The sequence below is a fragment of the Siccirubricoccus sp. G192 genome, from assembly GCF_019084075.1.
In the GTDB taxonomy this organism is placed as follows: domain Bacteria; phylum Pseudomonadota; class Alphaproteobacteria; order Acetobacterales; family Acetobacteraceae; genus G192.
On the sequence record NZ_JAHREN010000001.1, the window covers coordinates 2,712,819 to 2,739,186 of the forward strand.

Here is a 26,368-nt window from a genome sequence, read left to right on the forward strand (position 1 = left end):
CGCCCCGATGTTCGCCGCGCCGCCCGAATTGGCTACCCGCGTCTTCGCCGAGCTGCCGCCGGAATATCGCCAGCCCGGCCGCCGCTCCGACTGGTTCTTCGGCAAGGATGACCAGCAGGCGCATTCCTTCCTGGAAGGCCCGGCGATCGACCGCGAGGGGCATCTCTGGGTCAGCGACATCCCCTTCGGCCGCCTGTTCCGCATCTCGCCGGACGGCGCCTGGTCGCTGGCGCTGGAATATGACGGGGAGCCGAACGGGCTGGCGCTGCATCGCGACGGCCGCGTCTTCATCGCCGACCACCGCCGCGGGCTGCTGGCCTTCGACCCGCGCAGCGGCAGGTTGGATGCGGTGCTGCCGCGGCTCCGACGCGAGGGCTTCCGCGGCCTCAATGACCTCACCTTCGCCGGGAACGGCGACCTCTACTTCACCGACCAGGGCCAGAGCGGCTTGCAGGACCCGAGTGGCCGGCTCTACCGCATGCGCGCCGCCACCGGCGCGGTGGATTGCGTGCTGGAGGGCATCCCGAGCCCGAACGGCCTGGTGCTGACGCCGGATGGGCGGCACCTGCTGCTGGCGGTGACGCGGGCCAACCAGGTCTGGCGCCTGCCGCTGCACCCGGATGGCAGCACCAGCAAGGTGGCGGCCTTCCTGCAACTCTCGGGCGGGCTGGCGGGACCAGATGGGCTGGCCGTGGATGCCGAGGGCAACCTCGCGGTGGCGCATTGCGGGCTCGGCACGGTCTGGATCTTCTCGCGGCTGGGCGAGCCGATCTTCCGCATCCGCTCCTGCCGCGGCCTCTCCACCACCAATCTCTGCTACCGCGGGAATACGCTTCTCATCACGGAGGCGGATAGCGGCTGCGTGCTGGCGGCGGAACTGCCGGTGGCGGGGCAGGGGCTCTATTCGCACGTGGAGGGCTAATTCCGGATCAGGATGTAGTTGATCGTCAGGTCCACCGTCACGCCGGAGGGATCGGCGCCGGGCGGGAAGGGCGGCAGCCTGGCGCCGCGGAACAGCGACAGCGTTCCCGCATCCAGCCAGACCGAGCCCGAGCGCCGCAGCAGCCGCGCCGAGCGCACCCGGCCATCCGGCTCCACCAGCAATTCCACCCGGGTGGTGCCCTGCTCCCCCACCACGCGGGCATTCTCCGGATAGTGCTTGTTCGCCTCCAGCCAGGCGCGGAAGGCATTGCGCCAGTCCGGGCCGACCCGGGCGCCGCGCACCTCCGCCTGCGGCTCCGGCGTGGCGCGGCCGATCGCCGCGAGGCTGTCGAGGCTGAGATCGAGGCTGGGGCGCGCCGTGCGGGGCCGGGCGGCCTGGCGCGGCGGCGCCAGGGCGAAGGCTTCGGGCATATAGACCCCGGGCAGGCGCTGCGGCTGCGCCTGGCGCGGCGGGGCGGGGGCCGGCGGGGGCGGGGCTGGCAGGGCCGGGGCCAGGGGCGATGGCGGCAGCGCCGCCTCGGCCTGCGGCTGTTCCTCCGGGCGTGGCGGGGCCGGCGGCGGTGGCGGCAGGGGTGTGGCCAGCAGGGGCGGGGCGGGCGGCGCAGCCAGGGAAGGCGGCATGGGAGGCGGCGCGGGTGGGGCTGGCACGGCCTCCGGCACCGGTGGTGGCGGCACCGGCGCGGCCTGGGACTCCAGCTGGGCTGGGCGGTCCGGGGAGCCGGATTCGGATCCCACGGCGAAGGCGGGCGGGGGCAGCGGCTCCGGCGGCCTTTCCCTTTGCAGCGCCGCCAGCACCACCAGCACCACGAAGCCGAGATGCAGCAGGATCGAGGCGACCAGCCCCGGCCGCAGCACTCTCCAGCCGCGGGGTGGCCGCCGCCGCAGCCCGGCCAGCGAAGCCCGCACGCTCCCGGGTCAGCCCGGGCCGGGCTTGCCGCCCGATCCGCCACCCCCGCCCGGGGTGAACATGCGGAACAGGTTGGTCATGGCCTGCTGCATCTGCTCCGGCGTCTGCGGCAGCAGCGGCATCCAGCCCTTCAGCAGCGCCTCCGGGGAGGCGGCGGAAACCGCGTTCAGCATCTGCTGCTGCAGCCTGGCCATCACCGCCTCCTGCATCGGCCGGAGATCGGGCAGGCCGAGGAAATGGCGGGCCTCCTCCGGGGTGCAGTCGATCTCGACATTGATCTTCATGGGCTCTGCGGTCTCATCCGATGCCGGGCGATATGGGCCGATTGCCGGGCCGCGGCTAGACCGGGGCTGTCCTGATCCCGGTTTGGCCCGGCCGCCTTGTGCCAGCGTATCCACACCACGCGGTTGCCGTTGACCGTTTCGAAGGCGTCCAGGCAGCGTCGCAGGGCTGGGACAGGGAAGCACCAGGGAGGATCGCATGGCCGACGAAGCGACGCTGCGTGACATGCGCGAGGTCAACCGGATCTTCGATGAGGTGGTGATCCAGCAGGGCGACTTCGCCGCCCTCGACCGGGTCTATACCAGCGACGCGATCATCCTGCCGCCGGGCGGCGAGATCGTCTCCGGCCGCGACAGTATCCGCCGGTTCTGGCAGCAGGCGGCCAGGGAACTCGGCGCCACCTCCTGCCGCCTCAACCCCTTTGAGGTGGAGGTGGTGGGCGATATGGCCTATGAGGTCGCCCGCGGCGAGGTCGGCACCGCCAATGGCGCCATTCCCATCAAATACATCGTGCTCTGGAAGCGCGAGGGCGGCGCCTGGAAGTGGCACCGGGACATCTGGAACGCCTCCGCCTGAATGATCCGGCTGGCGGAGGGCACAGCAGGGCCGGCCCTGTGGGCGGGATCGGCCGTGATGGCCGCGTGGCGTCCGTCTCAACGCCAGGGGCTGCGGCGCCAGAGCGCGCCGTAGTGCCGGTCCTGCGCCTGCACGAATGCCGTCATCGCGGCCTGGTCCATGTGCCGGACGATCAGGTAGTCGCGCGCCGCCTGGGCCTGGAATCCCGGATCCTCGGCGGTGCGCCGGATCGCTGCCTCGAAGCGCCGTAGGATCGGCTCCGGCGTGCCGGCGGGCAGGGCGAAGCCGCGGGCGGAGCCGGCCTCCACCGCGAAGCTCTGCTCGCGGAAGGTCGGGATGTCAGGCGTGCGGGCCCAGCGCGCCGCATCCATCAGGCCGAGGATACGCACCTGGCCCTCCTGGTGCTGCTTCACCGTCAGGCTGACGGTGGAGACAGCGCCCGCCGCATGCCCGCCCTGCACCAGCGTGAGGGCCTGCGCCGCGCCCTGCATGGGCACCCAGGTGAAGCGGATGCCCGCCGCCTGCTCCAGTTGCTGGAGGGCAAGCTGCGGCGCGCCGCCGGCGCCGGCCCCGGCGATCGTGATCTCCTCTGGCCGGGCGCGCGCCGCAGCCACCAGCTCGGCCAGGCTGCGATAGGGCGTGGCGCCGCCGACGAAGAGCGTATAGGGCTCGTCGGTCAGCAACCCGACATAGGCGAAGCTGCCGAGCGTGTAGCGCGGTGCGCTGTCATGCAGCGCGGTGACGAGGGCGGGGAAGGAGACGAAGGCCAGCAGATGACCGTCCGGCCGCGCCGCCGCCGCCTCGGCCAGCATGATCGCGCCGCCGGCGCCGGGCCGGTTCACCACCGTGATCGCCGCGCCGCCGAGGTGCCGTTCCAGGAAGGGCGTGGCCAGGCGCGCGGCGATGTCGATATTGCCGCCCGGCGCGAAGCCCACCAGAAGCTGGATCGGCCGGTCCGGCCAGGCCACGGCCGGCACCGGCAAAAGCAGCAGGAAGGCGAGCAGGATCGGGCGCAAACCCATGCGACGGCTCCGGGCGGTCCGTGCAAGCCTAGCACCCCATTGCCCGGCCGCTGCAAGCGGCCCGGTTGCCGCGTCGCGCATCTCCGCTAGGCTCTCCCCGCCGCAGCCCGCACGGAGACGCCCATGCTGAAGTTCAGCAACTTCCTGTTCCCCGAAAGCCGGGAGCCGGAGAGCGATGCCCGCGTCATCCGCGAAAGCCTGGAGGAGGCGAAGCTCTGCGACGAACTCGGCGTCGAGGTGCTGTGGCTGGCCGAGCACCATTTCGACGGCAATTGCGCCTATGTGGATCCCGTCACCTTCGCCGCCGCGGTCGCCGCCTGCACCCGGCGAATCCGGATCGGCTTCGCGGTCGCGCAGGTCTCGCTGCACCACCCGATCCGCCTGGCCGAGCAGATCGCGCTGCTCGACAACCTGACGGAGGGAAGGCTGATCGTCGGGCTCGGCCGCGGCACCGCCTATAATGTCTATGAATACCAGGGCTATGGCATCGACTGGCAGGAGGCGGGGCCGCGCTATGCGGAGGCCGAGGGCATCATGCTGCAGGCCTGGACCAGCACGGAAGGCTTCGAGCATCACGGCCAATTCTGGGACCTGAAGGTGCCGCGGCTGCGCCCCGCCCCCTTCACCCGGCCGCATCCCACCGTGCTGCGCGCGGCGTCTTCGGAGGAAGGCGCGCTGCACCTGGCGCGGCGCGGCCTGCCCTTCCTGATGAACGTGCAGTCGCTGGAGGCGACGCGGGCGCGGCTGGCCGCCTATCGCGCCACCCTGGCGGAGTCCGGCTTCGACGCGGCGCATGTCGCGGACTGCATGGCGAACAGCTGGGTCTGGCGCAATGTGGTGGTGGCGGAGACGGATGCCGAGGCGGCCCGCATCGGCATCCCCGCCTTCGAAGCCATGCAGGAGCATCGCCGCGCGCTCCGCGAGCGGATCTATGCCGAACAGGGCATCCGCATGGTGCAGGAAGTGGCGCCGCCGGCCCGGGTGCAGGTGGACCACGCGCTGATCTACGGCTCCCCGGCCACGGTCGCCGCGAAGATGGCGGAGATCGACGAAACCGGGGTTGGCGGCGTGATCTGCTCCTTCCGGCTCGGGCCGATGCCGGCGGCGGCGGCGCGGGACTCGATCCGCCTCTTCATGACCCATGTCGCGCCCGCCTTCCAGGCGCGGCGCAGCGCGGCGGAATAGAGCGCGATCGCTTGAGGTGCTCGCACCGAAAAGCGTGAATCACGCAATCAAACAAAGGCCTGGAGCATGATGCGTGAACGAAGGTGAACGCATCATGCTCTAGCGGCGAGTCACTCCGCCGCCTCCGGCCAGAACAGCCAGAGCAGCAGCAGCGCCGTGCCCAGCCAGGCGGCGACCACCAGCCCGGCGGCAAGCCGGCTGACCGGCCGCGCCGCCGCCGCTGCCGCCGTGGCGCGATGCTCCGCCAGCAAGGACGGCGGCACCAGCCGGATGGCCAGCAGGATGCCGAGCGGCAGGACAACCAGATCATCCAGGTAACCCAGCACCGGGATGAAATCCGGGATCAGGTCGATCGGCGAGAGCGCATAGCCGGCAACCAGCGCCGCCACCAGCTTGGCCGGCCAGGGCACCCGCGGGTCGCGTGCCGCCAAATACAGCGCATGCACATCCCGCTTGAGGCCCTGCGCCCGGAGGCGAAGCCGCGCGAGCACCGCCAGCCCTCACTCCGCCCGGGCGCCGGAGATCTGCACCAGTTCCTCCCAGCGCGGCCGTTCCCGCGCCGCACGGTCCATCGCCTCCTCGATGCTGGTGCCGCGAAGCCGTGCCGCCGCCTCCTGGAAGCGGGCCTGCATCGCCGGGTCCTCGGCGATCCGTTGCAGCGCCTCCGACAGGCGCTGCACCACGGCGCGCGGCGTGGCGGCGGGGAAGGCGAAGGCGCCCCAGCTTGTCAGCCCGAATTCCGGCATGCCCAGTTCCTTGAAGGTCGGCGTCTCCGGCACCAGGGGCGAGCGTTCGGCCGAGGTGATGGCGAGCGTCCGCACCTGGCCGCCGCGCACCAGCGGCAGGTAGCTGGCCAGGCCGTCGATCGCGAAATGCGCGTCGCCCCGCAGCATGGCGGGCATCGCCTCGGCGGCGCCGCGGAAGGGCATATGCGTCACCGCCACGCCATAGCGGCGCCCGAACAACTCGCCCAGCAGATGCGCCGTGGTGCCGATGCCCGGTGTCGGGAAGACCAGCCCGCCCGGCTGCTCCCGCGCCCAGGCGATGAACTCTGCCACGGTCCGCGCCGGCACATGCGCGCTCGGCACCACCAGCACATTGGCGAGCTCCCAGGTGACGGAGGCCAGCACCAGGTCCTGCGACGCGTCGAAGGGCATCTGCCGGTAGAGGAAGCTGTTGACGACATACTGCGTCACCGTCGCGGCGCTGACCGTATAGCCATCCGCCGGTCCCTTCGCCACGCTGTCGACGCCGAGATTGCCACCGGCACCGGGCCGGTTCTCCACCACGAAGGGCTGGCCAAGCCGGGCCCGCAGCGGCTCCGCCAGCAGCCGTGTCAGCACATCGGTGGAGCCGCCGGGCGGGTTCGGCACCACCAGCCGCACCGGCCGATCCGGCCAGGGTGTCGCGGCGGGCTGCGCCAGGGCGGTGCGCGCCGGGGCGAGGGCGGCGGCCAGCATGGCGCCGGCGAGCAGGGCGCGGCGCGGCCAGTCCATGCGCTGCCCCAGGGGGGGCTGCCGGGCCGGCACCGGCAGGCAACAAGGAATGGCGGGGGAGCCGCATCGCAACCTCCTGCATCGCACCGGGCTGCAAGCGCTGCCCGATGGCGAGGAGATCACGGCGCGGGGTGGCCAGGAAGCATCCTTTGCAGGACTCGCGAAAGGGGCGCCGGGGCGGTGAGTCCCGGCGCCCCCGGCTGCGCCGCGTCAGGAACGATGCCCGCCACCACCGCTATGGCTCTGCTGGCCGCCCTTGCGGCCGGCTTCGGCGGCCTTCTCGCGGTCGTTCGCGAAGTTGCCGGGGTTGTTCTCCTTGCCCTGGTGCTGGCCACCCATGCGGCCGGCCTCGGATGCCTTCTGACGGTCATTGGCGAAATTGCCGGGATTGCTTTTGCCGCCGCCCGAGCTGCCGCCACTACCGCCGGATTTCTGGTTCGCCATGGTCATTTCTATCCGTTTCGTGTGTCGCGGAGCCCCCGCCATGAGGGCCCGGGATACGAACGCCGGGTGCCGCTGCGGTTTCCCGCCCGTTCCGCCCGCGACCGCGACATCAACGGAGGTCGCGACGCAGGCTTCGCGGCGGCCCCGCATCGGTCCTACTCTGCCGACGAGGAGAAGGAGCCGGCGATGACGCGGGAGCAGATGCAGGATTTCGCCCGGGCCTGGATCGCGGCCTGGAACCGCCGCGACCTGGAGGCCGTGCTGGCGCATTTCACCGAGGAGGCCCGGTTCCGCAGCCCGAAGGCCCTGGCGCTTACCGGCAGCGCCGATCTCCAGGGCAAGCCGGCGCTGCGCGCCTATTGGCAGGCGGCGCTCGGCAGCATCGGCGAGATCCGCTTCGTGCTCGACCGCGTGGTGGCCGATCCGGCGGCGCGGGAGATGGTGGTGCTCTATGAGGGCCATGTGGACGGCCGCCGCACCCGCGCCGCGGAGGCGATGCGCTTTGATGCGGCCGGCCGGCAGATCGAGGGCGAGGCGCTCTACGGCGCGCCGCTCTGAACGAGGAGGATGCAAGAATGGCGGACCCCACCCCCGGCGAGATCCTCACCACGCTCTGGCGCCAGGCCGGGCTCGGCGAGAGCGGGCCTGATCCTGTCGCGCTGACCGGCACGGAGCCGGCGCTGCCCTCCTCCTTCCGGGTCGGCGCCGCAGCGCAATCCACCGTCGCGGCGGCCACCGCGGCCGTGGCGGAGATCCATCGCCGCCGCAGCGGCCAGGCGCAGCAGGCGAGCGTGGACATGCGCCACGCCACCCTCGAATTCCACAGCGAGCACTATATGCGCCTGGCCGGGCAGGGGCCACGCGACCCCTGGGACAGCATCGCCGGCACTTACCGGTGCGGGGATGGGCGCTTCGTGCGGCTGCACACCAATTTCCCGCATCATCGCGCCGGCGTGCTGCGCCTGCTCGGCTGCGAGGGCAACCGGCAGGCCGTGGCGGCGGCGCTGCAGGGCTGGACCGCCTTCGCCTTCGAGGATACCGCGGCCGAGGCCGGGATGTGCGTCTCCGCCATGCGCAGCTTCGCCGAATGGGACGCGCATCCGCAGGGCCAGGCGGTAGCCGGCCTGCCACCGCTCAGGATCGAGCGCATCGGCGAGGCGCCGCCCACGCCCTTGCCCCCGGCAGCGGCGCGGCCCTTGCAGGGGCTGCGCGTGCTGGACCTCACCCGGGTCATCGCCGGCCCGGTCTGCGGCCGGACGCTGGCCGCGCATGGCGCCGACGTGCTGCATGTCAGCGCCGCGCACCTGCCCTCCTTCGACCATCTGCTGGTGGATACCGGCCGCGGCAAGCGCAGCACGCAGCTCGACCTGCGGAGCGAGGCGGGGCGCGCCGCGCTGCGCGGCCTGGTGGCCCAAGGGGACAAATCGGCGGATGTCTTCCTGCAGGGCTACCGGCCCGGCGCCATCGCTGGCCAGGGCTTCGCGCCGGCCGAGCTGGCGGCGCTCAGGCCGGGCATCGTCTGCACCTCGCTCTCGGCCTATGGCGAGGTCGGGCCCTGGGGCGCGCGGCGCGGCTTCGACAGCCTGGTGCAGACCGCGACCGGCTTCAACCATGCCGAGGCCGAGGCGGCCGGCACCGAGGGGCCGAAGGTGCTGCCCTGCCAGGCGCTGGACCACGCCTCGGGCTATCTGCTGGCCTTCGGCACACTGGCGGCGCTGCTGCGGCGGGCGGAGGAGGGGGGAAGCTGGCTGGTCCGGGTCTCGCTGGTCGGCACCGGCATGTGGCTGCGGCGCCTCGGCCGGCTGCCCGGAGGCTTCGCCGCCACCGTGCCGGGGATCGAGGATATCGGCGACCTGCTGGAGGAAAGCGGGAGTGGCTTCGGCCAATTGACCGCCATGCGCCATTCCGGCCGGCTTTCCGCAACGCCGCCGCATTGGGCGCTGCCCTCGGTGCCGCTGGGAACGCATCCGCCCGTCTGGGCGGAATAGGCGCAAGGCCCCACATCCGCCCCGGTGCTTCCGCCCGGACGGGGCTTGCCCTGGCGCAGCACCTAGGCCGGCGCCTCCGGGCGCGGCTGGGTCAGCAGTTCCGGCAGGCGCGGTGGCGCGATCCAGGGCCGCAGCGGGGCCAGGGCTGCGGCCCGGCGGTGCGGGCAGCCTTCGCAAGAGCCGGTCCGGCCCTCCCAGGACCGTCTTTCGGTCTGGTATCTCGCGGTGGCAGGCGGGTGCGGCTGCATGGAAGGCTCCGGCGGCTGCGGGCTGCGCGGGAGGGCTGCGCCACGGCATCCTGCCCTTGCGCCGCGCGGCAGGACTGTGGGCCAGCGCACACCACGACGGCGGGGCCCATGGCAGCCGGGGCGGCATCGCAGACCGGCATCCAGGGATGCCGGAAGCGCGCGGACTGTACCGGCCCGCCTTCAACGCATCGTCTTTTCCTGGTCCACCACGATGTCGAGCCGTTCCGCCAAATGCGGGTGACCTGACACGCGGGCATGGGCGGCGGCACTCCGTCCATGCCTGTCCCGCCGTGTTGGATCGGCCCCGCATTGCAGCAGCAACTCCACTACATCCTGGTGGCCGCAGGCGGCGGCGACCATCAGCGGGGTCAGGCCATTCGGCAGGCCGGCCGAGCAGTCGTCCTTCGCGTCGCCTGCGGGCGAAAGCCGCGCACGCAGCCCCGCAATGTCCCCGGCACAGACTGCGGCAATCAGATCGGTTTCATCCTGCGTGCTCATGGCCGATTCCTCCTGCCGGGGGAACGCGGCAGCGGCGGCCCAAGGTCCGAACGACAATGAAAATGTCCCGGGACAGGCCGCCGGCTTCAGGCCGCGCCCACCCGGCGGCGCAGCATGTCGAGCAGCATGGCGTTGAAGGCCCCCGCCGCCTCATAGGCCACCCAATGCCCGGCGCCGGGGATCACCCCGGTCCAGGCCTCCGGCTGCACCGCGCGCAGCGCCTCGAAGCGCCGCTCCAGCTCCGGCCAGGCGATGGCGTCGCGTTCCCCATAGATCAGCGCGACCGGCGCGCGCGCCTTGGCGATGGCCTCCCGCAGCGAGGCGCCATGCGCGAAGCCGCGGCTGCGGAAGCGGCCATGCTCGGTGTTCCATTCCTGCACCAGCAGCGCCAGCGCATCGATCTGCCCGGAATCGGCCAGCATCAGGGTGGCCAGGTTGTGCCGGTGCGCGGCGATCCGCGCCTCGCCCTGCTTGTCCCGCACCTTCAGCAATTCGGTGCGCGGCCGCGGCAGGCCGAGCGCGCCGGCGCCGATCAGGGTCACGCTGCGCAATCCCGGCCCCGCCTGCGCCGCCAGATGGCCCGAGATCAGCGCGCCGAAGGAGAAGCCGGCCAGGTCGTAGCGGGTGCCTTCGCCCAGCATCTCGGTGAGGCCCTGGCGCACCAGCGTGGCGATCGGCGCCGGGGTCTCGGCTGGCGGCGGCATCGCGCTCTCGCCGAGGCCCGGCAGGTCCGGGCAGACCACGCGCCGGTGCCGCGCCAGCGGCTCGATGTTGCGGATCCAGTGGCGCCAGGAGCCGGAGCCGCCATGGAACAGCACCAGCGGCTCGCCCTCGCCCCAGCTCCGCCAGACCATCAGGCCATCGCCGCAGGGCGTCTCCATCCGCCGCGCCGCGGCATCCAGTCGGGCCAGCAGGGCCTCCGGCGCTTCCAGGGTTCCGGCCATCGCCTGCTGCATCACTCCGCGGTCCCGCTTGCTGTCACGCCGCATTCTCTGCGCCGGCGGGGCGGGGCTGGCAATGGGCCGCGGCTACTTCCGCGGCGCGCCGCCCCGGTTGGTGAAGCGCGCATTGCCGAGGCCGGTGCCGATGGTCAGCACGCCCCAGCGCGCCACATCCTGCATCCAGGGCGTCTGGCTCAGCCCCTGCACCACCGCGTCGTTGTGCAGCACGACCACGGTGTCGTGGCCGTCGATCTCCGGCAGGGCCTCCTGGATGCGGGCGGGCAGGTTGAAGCGGCTGCTTTCCCAATTGCCGGGCAGATTCTGCGCCCCGGCCTCGATGCCGCCATCCTCCGCGATGCGGCCGGGGCAGCCGATGCCGATGAAGGGCGCCAGCCTCATGCCGCGCTTCGCCGCCTTGCGGACCAGGTCCTGCAGCATCCCCGCCAGCCGGTCGATCGCCGCTTCCCGCCCCGGCTTCTCCTCCGCATGGCGCCAGAGTTCGGCTTGCCAGAGCTCGGCGGCGCCGAGGTCCGGCGATTTCCTCAGGTTGGGCCGCACCACGCCGGCGCGGATATTGGAGCCGCCGATATCCACCGCCAGCACCCCGTCATGCCCCTGGAAGATCCAGGGCGGCGCCAGGTGCAGGCCGCCGATCAGCCCGGCCTCGTCCGGGTCATGGCGGATCGCCACGAGTTCCACCGCGCAATCCTCGCCGCGCAGCAGCATGGCGGTGCGGCCGATCGCCAGCTCGCCGACGCGGCTGGCCCGCATGCCGCCGCCGATGACGATCCGCTCGGTATCCTGCCAGTCCTTGAGCCGCAGCAGGCGCTTCACGACCCCGGTCAGGGCCTGGGCGAATTCCTCGACCACGCCGAGCACCAGCCCGCCCACCTCGGGGCCGCCATTGGCGAGAAGCTGGTCGAGCTGGGCGCGGCTGACCTCCTCGGTCCGGGTCTTGCCGAGCGGGTCCTCATCGGTTTCCCGCAGCTTCTTCCGCCAGTCGTCCAGGATGGACTTGAAGGCGCGGCTATTGGCGCGGTCGCCGAGGAAGCCCTCCGGCGTCCGCAGCTCCGCATTATAGGCATCGACCGTCACCGCGGGCAGCGCGGCGGCGCCGTGGCCGGTGAAGGCGGGGGAGCCGGCAGGAGCGGGGGGCCGTTCGGCCTGATCCGGCATGGGGACCTGTCTGCTGGTTGCTGCCGGGGAACGCCGCGTGCCCCGCAATGTTTCCGTGCCGTGCGATCACCCTTCGGGATAGCAGATCGCCAGCACCTCCAGCGTCTCGATCCCCTGCGGCGCGCGCACCCGAACGAGGTCGCCGGTGCGGGCGCCGAGCAGGGCGCGCGCCACCGGGGACACCCAACTGATATGGCCGTGGGCCAGGTCGGTCTCGTCGATGCCGACGATGGTGACCGTCACCTCCTGGTCGTCCTCCCGGGCATAGGTGACGGTCGCGCCGAAGAACACCTGGTCGCGCCGCGCCTGCCGCCCCGGGTCCACCACCTGCACCCGCTCCAGCCGCTTGCGGAGGAAGCGGACGCGGCGGTCGATCTCGCGCAGCCGCCGCTTGCCGTACTGGTAGTCCGCGTTCTCGCTGCGGTCGCCGAGCCCGGCGGCCCAGGCGACCAGTTCCACCACCTTCGGCCGGTCCTCGGACCAGAGCCGGCGCAACTCCTCCACCAGGGCGGCATGGCCGGCGGGCGTCATGTAGAAGGGGGTGCCGGGCGGCAGGCCGGGCGGGCCTTCCTCCTCCTCGTCGGACGCGCCGCTCAGCGCGGGACGGCGCGGATGCGCCCCTCCGGCGCCATCGCGATGGTGCCGGCGCGCGCCGCCGCATCCGCCACCACCGAGACCAGCAGCATGGCGCCGCTGGCATCCACCAGCACCCGGGCGGATTTCAGCACGTCGTAGCCATCCTTGCCGCCCTGGAGGTAGTCGGTGGTGGCCAGCCGGTAGCGCCGGGCAGGGTCGAGCGGCTGGCCGCCGACCCTCACCTCGCGGACCCGGTTGGCCGCGGGCGCCTGCGGGTCATAGGTCATGGTCAGGCCGGAGACCTGCGGGAAGCGGCCATCCGCCTCCTCCACCTTGCTCACGCCGTTCCGCAGCGCCGTCAGCAGGTCGGCGCCGCTGATCTCCAGCAGCATGACCACATTGCCGAAGGGCATCTCGCTGACCAGGTCGCGCCGGGTCAATTGGTGCCCGGCCGGGTATTCGCGGTTGCCGCGCAGCCCGCCGCCATTGATGAGCGCGACATCGGCCCCGAAATGCGCCCGCAGCGCATCCGCCACCAGGTTGCCGAGCGCTGCCTCCCGGTTGCGCACCGTGCTGGTCCGGCTGTCGAGCGGCAGGGCGAGCCGGGCCAGGGGCTGCCCCAGCGCCTGGTCCAGCTGCGACTCCACCGCCGTGACCAGCGGCAGGATGGCGGGGGAGGGCGGCAGCCCGATGACCGGCACCATACGCCAGCCGATGCTGCGGATCGCCGCCGGCTTCCCCGGCTGCCGCTCCACGGCCAGTTCCACCACGCCGAGCCAGCGGGCGTCCGACCCCGCCTTCAGCAGCAGCACGTTGCCTTCCAGCAGCGCCGCCGGGTCGTGGTCGTGGCCGCCGAGCACCAGGTCCACGCCCGGGACCCGCTGCGCCTCGCGATCGCGGGCCAAGTCCAGATGGGTCAGCGCCACCACGAGATCGGCGCCCTGCGCCCGCAGCCCCGCCGCGGCCTGGCGCAGCGCCGGCAATCTGGGGGTGAAGGTGATGCCGGGCGCGCGGGAGACGCGGGCGGTCTCCGGCGTCAGCACGCCGACGAAGCCGATCCTGAGGCCCCCCCGCCTGCCGCATCACCGTCGCCACCGTGCCGCCGAAGGGCCGTCCATCCGGCCCCAGCACATTGGCGCCGAGCCAGGGGAAGCGCGATTCGGCGATGCGGGCCCGCGTCACCTCCGGGCCGAAATCGAATTCATGGTTGCCCAGCACGGCGACATCGGTGCCGAGGGCATTGAAGATCCCGATCATGTGCCGCCCCTCGGTGATGGAGGAGGCGAGGGAGGGTGAGATCAGGTCGCCACCGAAGGTCGTGAAGACCGGGCCCCGCGCCGCGGCGCGCTCCCGCTCCAACAGGGTGCCGAGCTCGGCCAGGCCGCCCTGGCCGTCCTTCGGCAGGTGTTCATAGACATCATTCACATGCAGGAAGGTGAGGCGGGTCGTCTCCACCGGCACCGGCGCCACCACCGGCGCGCAGGAGGCCAGCGGGACGAGCAGCGCGGCGCGCAGCAGGAAGCGCCGGGTCAGGCCAGGCATCATGCGATCCTTCGTGGTCGAGTCGGAATGGATGGACCGGCATGGTTCCTGCCGCCGTGCCGGGGGTCAAGCCATGCGGCCAGCGGACGAGCAGGAGGCGATCAGAACCGCTGGAACTGCGAGGCCCCCTCCCAGCGGCTCCGCCTCGGCGCCGGCGGTGGCTGCGCCGGGTTGAACCGGGTCCAGCCCGGAACCTGCGCGGCCAGGTTCACCTCGCGCCATTTCGGATGCCGCGGCGGCTGCTGGAAGCGGGCGAATTTCTCGAAGAAGGAATCGACGAAATGGGCCACCTTGCGGTGCCGCTCGGTGCCCGGCGCCCAGGCATAGACCGCCATGACGGCACCGACCGCGATGGTCTCGACCGGCGCCGCCTCGGGCACCAGCGCCGGATAGTCGGCATGGGAGAGGCTGGAGGGCAGGTAGGTCTCCAGCAGCGCATCGGTCATCGGCACGGGCAGGAAGCGCAGCCCGGCGTCCGGCGGCACCCCGGCGAAGAGCCGCGCGGGCTTCCCGGCGACATAGACCAGCGCCGCGATCTCGCCCCGCCGCAGCCGCTCCAGCGCCTGGTCCTGCGGCTCATGCGCCGGGCGGATCGGGATGTTGAGTCCCTCGAAGAGCAGCGTCGCGGTCATGCTGGTGCCGCTGCCGTTGACATCCACGTTCACCGCCTGGCCGGCCAGCTCGTTCAGCCGCGTCACGCCGGGCTTGGCCAGGATATGCACCTCCTCGTCATAGAGCTTGGCGATGTACTGGATCAGCGTATCGAGGCCGGGCAGCAGCCTCTCCCGCCGGGCAAAGGCCAGCACATCCGACTGCACGATGCCGATATCGACGCCGCGCAGCACCAGGATGTCCCGGATGTTCTGCAGCGAGCCCTTGCCCAGGATCGGCAGTACCCGCAGCGCGTCCCCGTCATCCAGCACCGAGGCGAGGTCGGCGCCGATGCGCGCATAGGTGCCGTCGATCCCGCCGGTGATGACGCCGACCGTGCCGGCATTGGCGCGCTGGCTCAACGCGGCGAGGGAGGGCGGTCCACCCTGGGCCATGGCCTGCCGGGCGGCGGTGGCGAGCAGAGCGCCGAGCAGCAGGCTGCGGCGGGCCAGGCGGGGGGCCATGGGCGGGGTCATTTCGGGGCTCCGGAGTCCTGGGGCAGGCCGCGCTCCGCCGCCCAAAGCGCCGCCGCGCGGCGATACCAGGCGGCGGCAGCCTCGGGGTCGGGCTGGATGCCGCGCGCGCCGAGGGTGGCGAGCGCGGCGGGATCATAGGTGCGGGCAAGGGCCTCGGCGGCCTCGGCGCTACCGGATTCGGCGGCACGTTCGTAGAAGCGCCGCGCGCCCGAGACATCGCCGAGCACCAGCAGCCCGTTGCCGCGCCGCAGCAGCATGGCGAGGAGGGCGGGATTGGCCGCGGGGCGGGCCGGGGCCGCCAGGGACGCGGCCGGCGCCGGCACGGGGCCGGCCGGCGCGGGCTTGCTGTCCACGGTGGCGTCCGGCGCCCTGGCCGGCGGCTTCGGCGGGGCCGGCTGGCCGGCTGCCGGCGCGCTGCCGGGCGGGGCCGCGCCGGCGGCATCCTGCATGTGCCCCGGCCCGGTGGGCGGTGACTCGGCGGGTTGCGGAGGCTCGGCCGCCGCGGTGTTGCCGGGCGCGGTCGGCGGTATCGCGGCAGGGGGGGCAGCCTGCGCCTCGGCCGCCGGAAGGGGATCAGGGGTGGGATGTGGCGGCTCAGGCGGCGCGACCCTGGGGGGTGTCGCCGCCTCGGTTGGGGCTTCTGTCCGGTGCTCCAGGGCCTGATGCGGTTCCGGTGCCGGGCTGGCCCTCTCCGCCTCCGGGCCCGCCGCCGGGGCCGGGGCAGGTGGCAGGGGCTGCGGGTCGGTGCTTGCCGCCTGCGCCGGGGCGAGGGGTGGTTCCTGGCCGGCTGCGTCCGGCACCGGGGTTTCGGCGCTGGCCCTTTCCTGGTTGTCCCCGCCTGCCGCGAGGCCATCGGGGCGCGAGTGCGGCTCTGCCCTGGGCGTCTCCCATGCGGTCGCGGGTGGCGGGCTGCTGCCCGGGAGGTCCGCCGGAGTCAGGCCGAGGATCGACGCGGGGGCCGGGGCGGGTGCTTCCAGGGTAGCCGGCTTGCCACCGCTTGCAGCGATCCCCGCATTCTCCGCATCGGGCCGCAGCACCGCTTCGGCCATATCTCTCCCGGCCGCTGCCCCTGGTGCGGCGGATACTGGTTCGCTGCCCGCCAGGCCTGCCAACTGCCTGCCGGGATCGGGCAGTGGTTCCGGCGCGGCCGGGGCCTGGATGGCCGCTTCCCAGCCGGCCGCGCCTGCCGTGACCTTCCCGAAGTCAAGCCATGGCCCCGGTGGGGGCATGGCCTCGGCTGCCATGGCCAGCGGGTCGCTGCCCGAGCGGTCCGTCAGACCAGGGCCGGGGGCCGGCTGCGCTTCCGCGGCCCGTGCCGTCCCGAATGCGGGTTCCTCGGCCATGCCCACCTGCTGCGGCTCCGCCGCGGGCATGGCTGCCGCTGCCGCGGATGCCGGCTCGTCGCTGCCGGGGTCTGCCGGCTCCGCGCGCAGGACCCGCTGCGTTTCCGCCGCAGGCGCCGCAACGCCATCGGCCGCGCCCAGCATGGCGCCCGCGGCGGGAGGCTGCATCTCCTCCGCTGCCGGCAGGGCGCCGCTTGCCCTGGCTGGCGCTTCGCTGCCGACCAAGTCCGCTTGCTGCGCGGCTGGAGCCGGGCCGGGGTCCGGGGCCGGCGCCGCGGCGGCAGTGGGGTTCCCGCCATCCATGGTTGCCAGGCTGGATTCCAGGGCGGATTGCGGTTGCCACATGGGCAATTCCCGCGGTCTCCGCCTGCTGAAGCGGTTGCGATCCGGCCGCGAACGCCGGCTCGTCCTGGCCCATGGCCGCGGTCGCGCTCTCAGGCGCGAGCTGCGGTTCCACGGCAGGGCCTGGCAGTCGCGCTGCCACTTCGGCCGGCTTGCCCTCCTCCGGGTCGGGCGCCATGGCGGGTGCGGGCGTGCTCGCGGCCATGCCCGATGTGGCGCCCTCGGGGCCGGGCTCTGCCGCGGACAACGGCGCCGATGCCGGGATCGCGGCGGTCGAGCCGGCCTCCGCGCCCAGGCCAACCCCGGTATCGGGCATGCCGCCCTGCGGCGGCGGGCCGGCCGCCAGCGCCTCGGTTTGGGATTCGGGCGTGGCTGGCGGTGTCGCCGCCTCCGCGGCATCCATCGCCGGGATGGTGCCTGCCCAGCCAGCGGTCTGTCCGGCCCAGGTCAGGCCCTCGGCGGACCCGCTGCCGGAGTCCGGCGGGACATCCGTGGCATCCGTCAGGACAAGGCCCATGGCATCGGCGGAACCGCCCCGCTCCGCCTCCATTACCGGCCCCCCCTGGCGCGGCAGCAGCGCCAGGGCGGCCAAGCCGCTGGCCAGAAGGGCGAGCCCGGCCACCGCCGGCAGGATGCGAGGCCTGGGCTTGCCCGTGGCCCTGCGGGGCTGCGGTGCAGGCTTCCCGGCCTGCCCGGGCTGGCCCCTGACTTTCTGGAGCCAGGTCGGGTCCAGTTGCACCGCATCCACCAGGGCGCGCCGCACCGCCAGGGTCCAGGCATCGCCTTCCGGCACCGAAATCGGCGGCTGGCCGGCGAAGCCATCCGCCAGCATGCGGGGCAGGTCCGCCAGGTTCTGGCGCTGGACGCGCCGATGGACCACCGGAAGATGGCCCGGAAAGATGGCCCCGAAATGCGCCATCTCCAGCCGCCGCAGCAGCTTGCCCGTGGCATCCGGCGTCCAGCGCGGCGGCAATCCCAGCAGCACCACGCCGATATCGGGATGCAGCAGCGCCATGTCGATCCGCACCGGCGGCTCGGCGGGGCCGCCGATCACGCAGCCACGCAACAGGACCCAGCCCGCATCGAGCCCATCCAGGATGCGATTTGGGCCCGGTGCCGGCGGGGTGGGATCCGCGGCGGCCGTCTGGCCAGGAAAGGGGTTGGTGGCGGACAGTATCTGAATTCCTGTGTCCCGGCTCGGTCAAACAGTATACAAAAAATGACGAAACATATTCACGCCGAGCAATCACGGGTTAGCGAGCAAACGGCATTGCGGTGCCTGCCTCCACCACCTGCCGCAGCGCGAGGCCGACCGGTACCATTCCGGGAATCACCTGTCGGGTGAACCGTTTAACCACCTCCAGCACCGCCGGCCCATGCCCGCCCGGCACCTCGCCCGCCAGCGTCAGGCCAGGGCGCAGCGCATCCGCCTCCCGCTCCGCCAGCCGGATCGTCGCGTCGCGTGCCGCGGCCAGCGCCGCCGGGTCGAGCAGCGGGTCGAGCCAGGTAGGCAGGGCGGCGAGCAGCCCCGGCCAGTGGCCGAGATGCAGGTAGAGGCTGGGGATGACGCCGCCCTCCAGCCTGCCATGCCGCGCCGCCAGCCCGCGCGCCAGCGCCAGGGTCGCCCCGGGCAGCGCCTCCGCCCGCGGCAGGGGCGGCGGGGCGGGCAGTATGGCGGGGGTGGAAGCGCGACGACGGCCGGCGCCCCTTCCAGCGGCACCCCTTCCAATGAACGGCGCAGCGCGGTCAGCAGGATGAGGTTGGTCAGGTTGCCGCGGTTGTAGACCTCGGCCAGCGCGGCGATGCGGGGGCGGTCCGCCGGCGCCAGCCCGGCGGCCTGCCAGGCTGCCTCCGGTATCAGGCCGAGCGGCGGCAGCGGCAGCGCGGCGGCAAGCCTTTCCCGCGCGCCGGCCAGGCTGCCATCCTGCAGCGGCGGGCGGATCGCCTGCCAGACCCAGGGCAGCACCCCGGGCAGGGTCGCCAGATGCCGGTGGATCAGGTTCACCAGCGGCACGCCGGTCGCCTGCCGGAGCGCAGCGTAGAGCGCCGCGATCTCCGGTGGCGCCTGCTCTTCCCGCAATCCCGCAAGCGCCATCCGCCGGCTCCCCGCTGGACCGGTCAGCCGAGCGTGGTCACGTTCATCGGCGCCGGGATCCATTCATACCCATCCCCTTCCTTCGCCACATGGCCGAGGCCCGGCCAGGGGAAGTGGTAGGACAGCACCGCATGCCGCTCCGTCGCCAGCCGCTCCAGCATGCGGCTGCGCGTCTGCGCCGATTGCTTCGGGTCGGTGTCGAAGGCGAATTCCCAGAGCGGCTTGCGCAGCAGCAGCACCGGGTGATGCGCCAGGTCGCCGCTATTCGCCAGCACCTGGTTGCCCGAGGTGATGAAGAACATGTGGTGCCCCACCGTATGGCCCGGCGTTGCCACGGCGGTGACGCCGGGCGCCACCTCCTGCCCATCGCGCAGCATCACCATGCGGTCGCGATAGGCGCTGAGGTTCTTCTTGGCGCCGTCGATGAAGGGCACCATGAAATCCGGGCCGCGCTTGTTCGCGTCGTCGGTCCAGAATTTCAGGTCGGCCTCGCTGACCGCCACCTGGGCATTCGGGAAATTGCGCTTGCCATCGGCATCCACCAGCGCCCAGCAATGGTCGCAATGCGCGTGGGTGAGCGCCACCAGGTCGATCTGCGCGGGCTCGATGCCGGCGGCGCGCAGATTGGCCAGCAGCCGCCCGGTGGTCGGGCCGAACATCTTGCTGGCCGCGCCCATGCTCTCGCCCATACCGGTATCGAACAGGATCAATTGCCGGCCGGTGTTCAGGACCAGCGCATTCTGTTCCAGGGTCGCGGCATCGGGGGGCAGGAAATTCGCCTGCAGCAGCGCGTGGATCTCCTGTGGCGGGGAGGCCGGGAAGGCCGGTTCCGGCTTGCCGAGCGGAAGGGTGCCATCGGAGACAACCGTCAATTCGTAGTCGCCCAGGCGGAAGCGGTGCCAGGCCGGGGGCAGGTCGTTGCGGAAGGGCGCGGCGGCCCCTGCCACCCCGCCGCGCAGCAACGGCAATGCGGCGGCGGCGCCGAGCAGCATCCGGCGGCTGAAATCGGGCATGTCCCATCCTCCCCTATTGGCTTGCTTCGGCCGCCTCGGGCGGCCGCAGCCCCAGGCTGGCACAACCGGGGGCGGTATCAGCCTTCACATCTGCAAGCGCGCGACGAAGCGCTAGTGGTCCGATCCTGGCGCTTGGTTCCCAAGCGCCAAGTGAATCGGCCCACCAAACCAAGGCTGGTGGTGCAAATCCAATGGTCATTTCCATTGGGTTTGCACCACTAGCGCGGCGGCATCCGCAGCGCGCCATCGAGGCGGATGGTCTCGCCGTTCAGATAGGGGTTCTCCAGGATCTGCATGGCCAGCATGGCGTATTCCTCCGCCACGCCGAGCCGCGCGGGGTTGGGCACCGAGGCATTCAGCGCCTGCCGCACCGGCTCCGGCAGCCGGCCCAGCAGCGGCGTGTCGAAGATGCCGGGGGCGATGGTGCAGACCCGGATATGCCGGCTGGCCAGGTCGCGCGCCGCCACCAGGGTCAGCCCGATGACGCCGGCCTTGGAGGTGGCATAGGGCGACTGCCCGATCTGCCCCTCATAGCCGGCGATGGAGGCGGTCATGATGCAGACGCCGCGCTCGACCCCGCCTTCGCCGGCGACCGGCGCGGTCCGCGCCATGGCGGCGGCGGCGAGGCGCAGCACGTTGAAGCTGCCGGTGAGGTTGACGCGGATGATCTCCTGGAAATGCTCCAGCGGCATCGGCGCGCCCTCCCGGTCCAGGATCCGCTTCGAGCCGCCGCGGCCGGCGCAATGCACCAGCACGCGCAGCGGCCCCAGCCCCTCCGCCATGGCGACCGCCGCCTGCATCGAGGCTTCGTCGGCCACATCCGCCGGCGCGAAGCGGGTGCCCTGGCCGAGCTCCGCTGCCACATCCGCCCCGCGCGAGCCGGGCAGGTCGCAGAGCACCACCCGCGCGCCCCGCGCGATCAGCCGCCGCGCCGTGGCGAGGCCGAGCCCCGAGGCGCCGCCCGTGACCAGTGCCGCAACATCCCTGACATCCATGGCCGCTCTCCCTTTGCGCCGAGCCTCCTATGTGGCGGCGTCCCGGTCAAACGCGGGGCGGCCAGATTGACGCCACCCGCGCCGCCACCCCACCTTGGCGGCAAGGGGCAGGAGGATCGGGCGATGGCGCAGCTCTCGCATTGGGCCGCACGCAATCCGGGGAAGGTCGCGTGCCACTTCCTGGAAAGCGGCATCGCGCTGACCTATGGCGCGCTGGAGGCGCGGGCGAACCGGCTGGCGCAATGGCTGATCGGCCTTGGGCTGCAGCCTGGCGACGGCATTGCGCTGCTGCTGGAGAACCGGCCGGAATTCCTGGAGATCGCCTTCGCCGCGCGCCAGGCCGGGCTCTGCTATACCCCGCTCTCTATCCATCTGCGGCCGCGCGAGGTGGCCTATGTGCTGCGCGACAGCGGTGCCAGGCTGCTGCTGGTGAGCCCCGCCCTGGCCGGGCTGGCAGCGGAGCTGGTGGCGGAGGGCGCCGCCGGCGACCTGCCGCGCTTCGCCCTGGCCGAAGGGCTGCCCGGCTATGCCCCGCTGGAGGCCGCGCTGGCCGAATACCCGGCACCGGCGCCGCTGCCGGAGCGGCCGATCGGGCGCGAATTCCTCTATTCCTCCGGCACCACCGGCCTGCCCAAGGGCATCCGCCGGCCGCTGATCCCCTATGCCGATCGCGACAGGCCGGAATGGGACATGACCTGGAAGTCGCTCTACGGTTTCGGGGAGGACACGGTCTATCTCTCGCCGGCGCCGCTCTACCACGCCGCGCCCAACCGCTACGTCACGCGGACCATCGGCGCGGGCGGCACCGCCGTGGTGCTGGGCCGCTTCGACGCCGCCGCCGCGCTGGCCGCGATCGAGCGTTTCCGCGTCACCCACAGCCAATGGGTGCCGACCATGTTCGTACGCCTGCTGGCCCTGCCGGAGGAACTGCGGCAGCAGCACGACCTCTTCAGCCATCGCTGCGCCATCCATGCCGCGGCGCCCTGCCCGGTGGCGGTGAAGCGGGCGATGATCGCATGGTGGGGGCCGATCCTCTGGGAATACTATGCGGGGTCGGAGGGTGTGGGCACCACGGTGATCGGCAGCGAGGACTGGCTGCGCCGCCCGGGTTCGGTGGGGCGGCCGGTGAATGGCGTGACGGTGCATATCTGCGACGAGACGGGCCAGGGATTGCCGCCCGGCGAGGTCGGCCAGATCTGGTTCGAGGGCGGGCCGCGCTTCGCCTACCACAATGCGCCGGAGAAGACGGCGGGGTCCTACAATGCGCGCGGCTGGGCCTCGCTCGGCGATCTCGGCTCGCTGGACGAGGAGGGCTTCCTGTTCCTCTCGGACCGCCGCGCCGACCTGATCCTGTCGGGCGGCGTGAACCTTTATCCGCAGGAGATCGAGGCGGTGCTGGCGCAGCACCCAGCGGTGGCGGAGGTCGCGGTGGTCGGCGTGCCGCACCCGGAATTCGGCGAGCAGGTGCGCGCCGTGGTGGTGCCGCGCGACCCCGCCGCCGCCGGCCCGGCGCTGGAGGCGGAGCTGGTGGCGCATTGCCGGGCGCATCTGGCCGGGCCGAAGCTGCCGCGCAGCATGGAATTCGTGGCCGAACTGCCGCGTTCCGAGGCCGGCAAGCTGCTGCGGCGCATCCTGAAGGAGCGCTACCTCAGCCCTGCCTGAGCCCGAGCCGCGCCACCCGCCTTTCCTCCATGTCGATCGTCTCGGCCATGTTGCGCGCGTAGTCGGCGCTGTTCAGGTATTCCAGCGTCTGGTCGAGGCGGTCGAGCGCCGCCAGGTGCTGCGGGTCGTGCAGGGCCTTGCGGAATCCCTCATGCAGGGCCGCCAGGATGGCGGGGTCGAGGCCGAGCGGCCCGACCAGCCCATAGGGCGAGGTGATGACCATGCCGTCATAGCCGAGTTCGAGCAGCGTCGGCACCTCGGGCCAGCGCCGCAGCCGCTGGCGGGTCCAGAAATTCAGGAAGCGCAGCTTGCCCTCATCCACCAGCGGGCCGCTGCCGGTGCCGCCGGACGAGGCCTCGATATGGCCGCCGAGCACGGCCGGCGTCGCATCCGCCTCGCCGCGGAAGGGCACATGCACCACATCGATCTTCTCCCGCTCGGCGAGGTCGATATTGGTGAGGTGCGGCGTGCCATTGGCGCCGGTATTGCCGATCCGCACCTCGCCCGGCCGGCGGCGCGCATCCGCGACGAAATCCTGCCAGGTCTTGTAGGGGCCGTCGGCGCGGACGATCACGCCGAAGGTATAGCCGGTGAGGTGGATGATCGGCGTGAAATCCTTGCGCGGATCATAGGTCATGCGCTGCATGAAGGGCAGGCGAAGCCCCGGCAGGGTCATCTGCGCCACCACATAGCCATCCGGCCGGGCGCGGGCCAGCGCGGCGACGCCGAGCGTGCTGCCGGCGCCGGGGCGGTTCTCCACCAGCACGGTCTGGCCGAAATGCCGGGTCGCCGCCTCGGCCAGGGCACGCATCTGCACATCGGTCGCGCCGCCAGCGGGGAAGGGCACGAGGATGGTGATGGGCCGCTCCGGGAAGCGCCCCTGCGCGCGGGCTGCGGCCGCCGGCAGCAGCGCCGGAGCGGCAAGGGTGGCGAGCAGCGTGCGGCGCCTGGTGCCTGACATGCGGTGTCCTCCCGGTTGGTCTGGCCGCGACCTTCAGGGGGCCGCGTCGCGAGTATTTGCATGCCTTGACATGCAGCCCCGCCCTGGCGTGGCGCCCGGCCCTGGACGGGCCATGGTTGAACCCGGCGGCGGCGCCGACTAGCGTGCCACGCAACCGATCGGCTGGCCAACAGCCGCAATGAAACGAACGGGAGGAATCACGGATGATGCTGGCAAGAGGCGCCCGCGGGGCCGCGGTTGCGGCCATGGCTGTCACCTTCGCGCTCGCCGCCGCGCCGGCCCTGGCGCAGCGGACGCTCACCATCGCGACGATCGTGCCGCCCAGCGCGCTCGACCCGCATTTCCACAATACCAGCAACAACAACCAGGCTTTGCGGCAGATCTTCGACAGCCTGGTCCAGTTCGACAACGAGGGAAAACTGCATCCCGGCCTGGCGCTGAGCTGGCGCCCGCTCGACGAGCTCACCTGGGAGATCAAGCTGCGGCCGGGCGTGCGCTTCCATGACGGCACGCCCTTTGAGGCCGATGACGTGGCCTTCACCATCGCCCGCGCGCCCAATGTGCCGAACAGCCCGGCCGCCTTCACCCCTTATGTCCGCAACATCGCGGCGGTGGAGGTGGTGGACCCGACCACGCTGCATATCCGCACCAAGGCGCCCAATCCGATGATGGACTGGGACCTGGTCTTCGTGCTGATGCTCTCCCGCAAGGTGCATGGCCCCGAGCCGACCACCGCCGAGTTCAACAGCGGCCGCCTGGCCATCGGCACCGGCCCCTACCGACACGTCTCCTTCACCCCGAACGAGCGGCACGAGATCGCCCGCAACCCGGACTACTGGGGCGAGGCGCAGCCCTGGGACCGGGTGGTGACGCGCTATGTCTCCAACCCCGGCGCCCGCGTCGCCACCCTGCTCTCGGGCGAGGTCGATCTGATCGATGGCGTGCCCTACCAGGACGTGCCGCGGCTTTCCGCCGACCCGAATATCGCGGTCTTCGGCAGCGACAGCATCACCTCGGTCTACATGTTCCCGGATTCGGTACGCGACCAGGCGCCGCATGTCAGCGACCGCGCCGGCCAGCCCCTGGCCCAAAATCCGCTGCGCGACCGTCGGGTGCGGGAGGCGCTGTCGCTCGCCATCAACCGCCAGGCCATCGTCGAGCGGCTGTATCAGGGCCAGGGCCGGGCGGCCGATCAATTCCCCTCGCCGCCGGCGCTGCATCGCCTCCCCGACCTGCCGCCGCTGGCCCATGATCCGGCGCGCGGGCGGAAGTTGCTGGCCGAGGCCGGCTATCCCAACGGCTTCCGCATGACCATCCATGGGCCGAACGGCTTCTTCAGCGGCGACGACAACCTGTTGCAGGCGGTAGCCCAGGGCTTCACCCGGATCGGCGTGGAGACGCAGGTGGAAACCCTGCCGCCGGCGCCCCTCTTCACCCGCGCGACCAACCGCGAATTCGCGCTGTTCATGAGCTATCTCAGCAGCGACACGGCGATCAACTACATGCGCCAGGTGGTGATGACGCGCGATGCGGCGCGCGGCACCGGCCCCTTCAACCGCCAGCGCTATTCCAACCCGGCGGTGGACGATCCGGCGGCCGAGGCGCTGCGCACCATGGACGAGCCGCGCCGCGCCGAACTGACCCGGCAGGCCGGCCGCGCGCTGCTGGAGGATATGGGCGTGATCCCGCTGCTCTATCTCCGCTACAACTGGGCGGCGCGGAAGGACCGCGTGCGCTACAGCCCCTCGCATCGCGGCTATACCAGCGCGATGTGGGCGACGCCGGCGCAGTAGCCGGCGTCGCTGCACCTACAGCGTGCGGCCGTCACGCCTACAGCGTGCGACCAATGATCTCCCGCATGACCTCGCTGGTGCCGCCATAGATGCGGCCGACGCGGGCATCGGCCCAGGCGCGGCCGATCTCGTATTCGGCCATGTAGCCATAGCCGCCATGCAGTTGCAGGAAGTCGTCCAGCAGCCGGTTCTGCATCTCGGCGCCGAGCAGCTTGGCGGTGGCGGCCAGTTCGACGGTGAGCTCGCCGCGCAGGTGCAGCGCCAGGCAGTGGTCGGCGAAGACGCGGAACATGGTGGCCTCGGCCTTGGCATCGGCCAGCTTGAAGCGGTTGTGCTGGAAGTCGATCACCGCCTGGCCGAAAGCCTGGCGGTCCCTGGTATAGGAGACGGTCTTCTCCAGCATCACCTCCATGCTGGTGGCGGCGCGGATGGCGATCACCAGCCGCTCCTGCGGCAGGTTGCGGATGAGGTAGGAGAAACCCTTGTTCTCCTCGCCCAGCAGGTTCCCGACCGGCACCCGCACATCGTCGAAAAAGAGTTCCGAGGTGTCCTGCGCGTGCAGCCCGATCTTCTCCAGGTTGCGCCCCTTGGTGAACCCGGGCGTGCCTTCCTCGACGCAGATCAGGCTGATGCCCTTGCGCTCCGCCGCCGGGTCGGTCTTCGCCACCACGATGACGAGGCCGGCATTCTGGCCGTTGCTGATGAAGGTCTTGGAGCCATTGATGACGTAGTGGTCGCCATCCCGCCGCGCCGTGGTCCGCACCGCCTTCAGGTCGCTGCCCATGCCGGGCTCGGTCATGGCGATGGCACCGATGATCTCGCCCCGCGCCATTCCCGGCAGCCAGTCCCGCTTGCGCTCCGGTGTGGCGAGGTCGGCGATATAGGGCACCACGATGTCGGAATGCAGCGGGAAGCCGGGGCCGCTGCAATTGCTCCGCGCGATCTCCTCGATGATGATGGCGGAATAGCCGAAATCGGCGCCGGCGCCGCCATACTCCTCCGCCAGCATCGGGCAGAGCAGCCCCTGCGCCCCGGCTTCCAGCCAGAGGCCGCGCGGCACGATGCCGTCGCGTTCCCATTGCCGGTGATGCGGGACGATGTGCTTGTCGAAGAAGCGCCGCACCTGGTCGCGGAACAACTCATGCTCGGCGGTATAGACCGTGCGCGGGCCGGCCAGGCCGCGGCCGGGGGCGAGGTTGGTATCCATGGCGGAT

At 72.1% G+C, this 26,368-nt stretch carries 26 protein-coding genes; 7 read left to right on the plus strand and 19 right to left on the minus strand.

Going from position 1 to position 26,368, the window contains the following annotated elements; genetic code table 11:
* The first annotated feature begins 7 nt into the window (after window positions 1-7).
* Window positions 8-922: an SMP-30/gluconolactonase/LRE family protein gene (locus KSF81_RS12960; RefSeq protein WP_217379335.1), complete on the plus strand. Its 915-nt coding sequence runs from the start codon at window positions 8-10 to the stop codon at window positions 920-922.
* Here KSF81_RS12960 and KSF81_RS31475 read toward each other — a convergent pair.
* Both KSF81_RS31475 and KSF81_RS12970 read right to left on the minus strand, forming a co-directional pair.
* Entirely contained in the window at window positions 919-1,848 is a 930-nt protein-coding gene (locus KSF81_RS31475) for an energy transducer TonB (RefSeq protein ID WP_217379336.1), read from the minus strand. The two genes, KSF81_RS12960 and KSF81_RS31475, sit on opposite strands and share 4 nt — an antisense overlap.
* Window positions 1,849-1,857: 9 nt before the next feature.
* Complete coding sequence (locus KSF81_RS12970) at window positions 1,858-2,133, minus strand: DUF6489 family protein (protein ID WP_217379337.1); 276 nt, start codon at window positions 2,131-2,133, stop codon at window positions 1,858-1,860.
* Between the two features lie 196 nt (window positions 2,134-2,329).
* On the opposite strand from KSF81_RS12970, the gene KSF81_RS12975 reads away from it, so the two are divergent.
* Entirely contained in the window at window positions 2,330-2,707 is a 378-nt protein-coding gene (locus tag KSF81_RS12975) for a DUF4440 domain-containing protein (protein ID WP_217379338.1), read from the plus strand.
* 77 nt (window positions 2,708-2,784) lie between these two features.
* On the opposite strand, the gene KSF81_RS12980 is transcribed toward KSF81_RS12975, so the two are convergent.
* On the minus strand, window positions 2,785-3,729 hold the full coding sequence (locus tag KSF81_RS12980; protein WP_217379339.1) for a tripartite tricarboxylate transporter substrate binding protein: 945 nt from the start codon (window positions 3,727-3,729) through the stop codon (window positions 2,785-2,787).
* A 123-nt stretch (window positions 3,730-3,852) separates the two neighbouring features.
* Here KSF81_RS12980 and KSF81_RS12985 point away from each other — a divergent pair, with 123 nt between their 5' ends.
* Window positions 3,853-4,914, plus strand: a complete 1,062-nt coding sequence (locus tag KSF81_RS12985; protein ID WP_217379340.1) for an LLM class flavin-dependent oxidoreductase — start codon at window positions 3,853-3,855, stop codon at window positions 4,912-4,914.
* A 110-nt stretch (window positions 4,915-5,024) separates the two neighbouring features.
* Here the strand turns inward: KSF81_RS12985 and KSF81_RS12990 are convergent, their stop codons facing one another.
* The 3 genes from KSF81_RS12990 to KSF81_RS32125 all read right to left on the minus strand — a co-directional run bounded on the left by KSF81_RS12990 (window position 5,025) and on the right by KSF81_RS32125 (window position 7,004).
* Window positions 5,025-5,405 (minus strand): YkvA family protein, encoded by a 381-nt coding sequence (locus tag KSF81_RS12990; protein ID WP_217379341.1) that lies wholly within the window; start codon window positions 5,403-5,405, stop codon window positions 5,025-5,027.
* Between the two features lie 9 nt (window positions 5,406-5,414).
* Complete coding sequence (locus KSF81_RS12995) at window positions 5,415-6,410, minus strand: tripartite tricarboxylate transporter substrate binding protein (protein ID WP_217379342.1); 996 nt, start codon at window positions 6,408-6,410, stop codon at window positions 5,415-5,417.
* Between the two features lie 210 nt (window positions 6,411-6,620).
* The gene (locus tag KSF81_RS32125) at window positions 6,621-7,004 is read right to left on the minus strand and encodes a general stress protein (protein WP_375293326.1); all 384 of its coding nucleotides are present in this window, start codon (window positions 7,002-7,004) and stop codon (window positions 6,621-6,623) included.
* Between the two features lie 36 nt (window positions 7,005-7,040).
* Here KSF81_RS32125 and KSF81_RS13005 point away from each other — a divergent pair, with 36 nt between their 5' ends.
* Both KSF81_RS13005 and KSF81_RS13010 read left to right on the plus strand, forming a co-directional pair.
* On the plus strand, window positions 7,041-7,412 hold the full coding sequence (locus KSF81_RS13005) for a nuclear transport factor 2 family protein (protein WP_217379343.1): 372 nt from the start codon (window positions 7,041-7,043) through the stop codon (window positions 7,410-7,412).
* 17 nt (window positions 7,413-7,429) lie between these two features.
* On the plus strand, window positions 7,430-8,842 hold the full coding sequence (locus tag KSF81_RS13010; protein ID WP_217379344.1) for a CoA transferase: 1,413 nt from the start codon (window positions 7,430-7,432) through the stop codon (window positions 8,840-8,842).
* A 428-nt stretch (window positions 8,843-9,270) separates the two neighbouring features.
* On the opposite strand, the gene KSF81_RS13015 is transcribed toward KSF81_RS13010, so the two are convergent.
* The 11 genes from KSF81_RS13015 to KSF81_RS13065 all read right to left on the minus strand — a co-directional run bounded on the left by KSF81_RS13015 (window position 9,271) and on the right by KSF81_RS13065 (window position 20,738).
* Window positions 9,271-9,588 carry an ankyrin repeat domain-containing protein gene (locus KSF81_RS13015; protein ID WP_217379345.1) on the minus strand — a complete coding sequence of 106 codons (318 nt, stop codon included), beginning with the start codon at window positions 9,586-9,588 and terminating at the stop codon, window positions 9,271-9,273.
* A gap of 86 nt (window positions 9,589-9,674) precedes the next feature.
* Window positions 9,675-10,577 (minus strand): alpha/beta fold hydrolase, encoded by a 903-nt coding sequence (locus KSF81_RS13020; protein ID WP_217379346.1) that lies wholly within the window; start codon window positions 10,575-10,577, stop codon window positions 9,675-9,677.
* Between the two features lie 39 nt (window positions 10,578-10,616).
* Window positions 10,617-11,705: a hypothetical protein gene (locus tag KSF81_RS13025; RefSeq protein ID WP_217379347.1), complete on the minus strand. Its 1,089-nt coding sequence runs from the start codon at window positions 11,703-11,705 to the stop codon at window positions 10,617-10,619.
* Window positions 11,706-11,771: 66 nt separating this feature from the next.
* Entirely contained in the window at window positions 11,772-12,236 is a 465-nt protein-coding gene (gene greB, locus KSF81_RS13030; RefSeq protein ID WP_217379348.1) for a transcription elongation factor GreB, read from the minus strand.
* A gap of 62 nt (window positions 12,237-12,298) precedes the next feature.
* Window positions 12,299-13,324 (minus strand): bifunctional UDP-sugar hydrolase/5'-nucleotidase, encoded by a 1,026-nt coding sequence (locus KSF81_RS13035; RefSeq protein WP_217379349.1) that lies wholly within the window; start codon window positions 13,322-13,324, stop codon window positions 12,299-12,301.
* A gap of 600 nt (window positions 13,325-13,924) precedes the next feature.
* Window positions 13,925-14,950, minus strand: coding sequence for a TAXI family TRAP transporter solute-binding subunit (locus tag KSF81_RS13040; protein ID WP_217379350.1), 1,026 nt, complete (start codon window positions 14,948-14,950; stop codon window positions 13,925-13,927).
* Window positions 14,947-15,399 (minus strand): SEL1-like repeat protein, encoded by a 453-nt coding sequence (locus tag KSF81_RS13045; protein ID WP_217379351.1) that lies wholly within the window; start codon window positions 15,397-15,399, stop codon window positions 14,947-14,949. Before KSF81_RS13045 ends, KSF81_RS13040 begins: the two co-directional genes overlap by 4 nt.
* Before the next feature lie 754 nt (window positions 15,400-16,153).
* Window positions 16,154-17,701, minus strand: a complete 1,548-nt coding sequence (locus KSF81_RS13050; RefSeq protein ID WP_217379352.1) for a hypothetical protein — start codon at window positions 17,699-17,701, stop codon at window positions 16,154-16,156.
* Between the two features lie 339 nt (window positions 17,702-18,040).
* Window positions 18,041-18,730 (minus strand): hypothetical protein, encoded by a 690-nt coding sequence (locus tag KSF81_RS13055; protein ID WP_217379353.1) that lies wholly within the window; start codon window positions 18,728-18,730, stop codon window positions 18,041-18,043.
* A gap of 23 nt (window positions 18,731-18,753) precedes the next feature.
* The gene (locus KSF81_RS13060; RefSeq protein ID WP_217379354.1) at window positions 18,754-19,743 is read right to left on the minus strand and encodes an MBL fold metallo-hydrolase; all 990 of its coding nucleotides are present in this window, start codon (window positions 19,741-19,743) and stop codon (window positions 18,754-18,756) included.
* Between the two features lie 218 nt (window positions 19,744-19,961).
* Complete coding sequence (locus tag KSF81_RS13065; protein WP_217379355.1) at window positions 19,962-20,738, minus strand: SDR family NAD(P)-dependent oxidoreductase; 777 nt, start codon at window positions 20,736-20,738, stop codon at window positions 19,962-19,964.
* A 123-nt stretch (window positions 20,739-20,861) separates the two neighbouring features.
* Here KSF81_RS13065 and KSF81_RS13070 point away from each other — a divergent pair, with 123 nt between their 5' ends.
* Window positions 20,862-22,400, plus strand: a complete 1,539-nt coding sequence (locus KSF81_RS13070; RefSeq protein ID WP_217379356.1) for an AMP-binding protein — start codon at window positions 20,862-20,864, stop codon at window positions 22,398-22,400.
* Here KSF81_RS13070 and KSF81_RS13075 read toward each other — a convergent pair.
* Window positions 22,387-23,361, minus strand: a complete 975-nt coding sequence (locus KSF81_RS13075; protein ID WP_217379357.1) for a tripartite tricarboxylate transporter substrate binding protein — start codon at window positions 23,359-23,361, stop codon at window positions 22,387-22,389. The two genes, KSF81_RS13070 and KSF81_RS13075, sit on opposite strands and share 14 nt — an antisense overlap.
* Window positions 23,362-23,606: 245 nt before the next feature.
* Between KSF81_RS13075 and KSF81_RS13080 the strand changes: the two genes are divergently transcribed.
* Window positions 23,607-25,154: an ABC transporter substrate-binding protein gene (locus KSF81_RS13080; protein ID WP_254453505.1), complete on the plus strand. Its 1,548-nt coding sequence runs from the start codon at window positions 23,607-23,609 to the stop codon at window positions 25,152-25,154.
* Between the two features lie 37 nt (window positions 25,155-25,191).
* Here KSF81_RS13080 and KSF81_RS13085 read toward each other — a convergent pair whose 3' ends face one another.
* Window positions 25,192-26,361: an acyl-CoA dehydrogenase family protein gene (locus KSF81_RS13085; protein ID WP_217379359.1), complete on the minus strand. Its 1,170-nt coding sequence runs from the start codon at window positions 26,359-26,361 to the stop codon at window positions 25,192-25,194.
* Window positions 26,362-26,368: the final 7 nt, after the last annotated feature.

Bases quoted from the DNA above. Each gene is read 5' to 3' on its own strand.
- KSF81_RS13015 (WP_217379345.1), bottom strand. From the start codon at position 9,588: ATGAGCACGCAGGATGAAACCGATCTGATTGCCGCAGTCTGTGCCGGG.
- KSF81_RS12985 (WP_217379340.1), top strand. From the start codon at position 3,853: ATGCTGAAGTTCAGCAACTTCCTGTTCCCCGAAAGCCGGGAGCCGGAG.
- KSF81_RS13070 (WP_217379356.1), top strand. From the start codon at position 20,862: ATGGCGCAGCTCTCGCATTGGGCCGCACGCAATCCGGGGAAGGTCGCG.
- KSF81_RS32125 (WP_375293326.1), bottom strand. From the start codon at position 7,004: ATGCGGGGCCGCCGCGAAGCCTGCGTCGCGACCTCCGTTGATGTCGCG.
- KSF81_RS12970 (WP_217379337.1), bottom strand. From the start codon at position 2,133: ATGAAGATCAATGTCGAGATCGACTGCACCCCGGAGGAGGCCCGCCAT.
- KSF81_RS13055 (WP_217379353.1), bottom strand. From the start codon at position 18,730: ATGGCGCTTGCGGGATTGCGGGAAGAGCAGGCGCCACCGGAGATCGCG.
- KSF81_RS12980 (WP_217379339.1), bottom strand. From the start codon at position 3,729: ATGGGTTTGCGCCCGATCCTGCTCGCCTTCCTGCTGCTTTTGCCGGTG.
- KSF81_RS13010 (WP_217379344.1), top strand. From the start codon at position 7,430: ATGGCGGACCCCACCCCCGGCGAGATCCTCACCACGCTCTGGCGCCAG.
- KSF81_RS13075 (WP_217379357.1), bottom strand. From the start codon at position 23,361: ATGTCAGGCACCAGGCGCCGCACGCTGCTCGCCACCCTTGCCGCTCCG.
- KSF81_RS13065 (WP_217379355.1), bottom strand. From the start codon at position 20,738: ATGGATGTCAGGGATGTTGCGGCACTGGTCACGGGCGGCGCCTCGGGG.
- KSF81_RS13025 (WP_217379347.1), bottom strand. From the start codon at position 11,705: ATGCCGGATCAGGCCGAACGGCCCCCCGCTCCTGCCGGCTCCCCCGCC.
- greB (WP_217379348.1), bottom strand. From the start codon at position 12,236: ATGACGCCCGCCGGCCATGCCGCCCTGGTGGAGGAGTTGCGCCGGCTC.
- KSF81_RS12960 (WP_217379335.1), top strand. From the start codon at position 8: ATGTTCGCCGCGCCGCCCGAATTGGCTACCCGCGTCTTCGCCGAGCTG.
- KSF81_RS13080 (WP_254453505.1), top strand. From the start codon at position 23,607: ATGGCTGTCACCTTCGCGCTCGCCGCCGCGCCGGCCCTGGCGCAGCGG.
- KSF81_RS13005 (WP_217379343.1), top strand. From the start codon at position 7,041: ATGACGCGGGAGCAGATGCAGGATTTCGCCCGGGCCTGGATCGCGGCC.
- KSF81_RS13060 (WP_217379354.1), bottom strand. From the start codon at position 19,743: ATGCCCGATTTCAGCCGCCGGATGCTGCTCGGCGCCGCCGCCGCATTG.
- KSF81_RS12975 (WP_217379338.1), top strand. From the start codon at position 2,330: ATGGCCGACGAAGCGACGCTGCGTGACATGCGCGAGGTCAACCGGATC.
- KSF81_RS12995 (WP_217379342.1), bottom strand. From the start codon at position 6,410: ATGGACTGGCCGCGCCGCGCCCTGCTCGCCGGCGCCATGCTGGCCGCC.
- KSF81_RS13085 (WP_217379359.1), bottom strand. From the start codon at position 26,361: ATGGATACCAACCTCGCCCCCGGCCGCGGCCTGGCCGGCCCGCGCACG.
- KSF81_RS13045 (WP_217379351.1), bottom strand. From the start codon at position 15,399: ATGCAGGATGCCGCCGGCGCGGCCCCGCCCGGCAGCGCGCCGGCAGCC.
- KSF81_RS13040 (WP_217379350.1), bottom strand. From the start codon at position 14,950: ATGACCCCGCCCATGGCCCCCCGCCTGGCCCGCCGCAGCCTGCTGCTC.
- KSF81_RS13020 (WP_217379346.1), bottom strand. From the start codon at position 10,577: ATGCGGCGTGACAGCAAGCGGGACCGCGGAGTGATGCAGCAGGCGATG.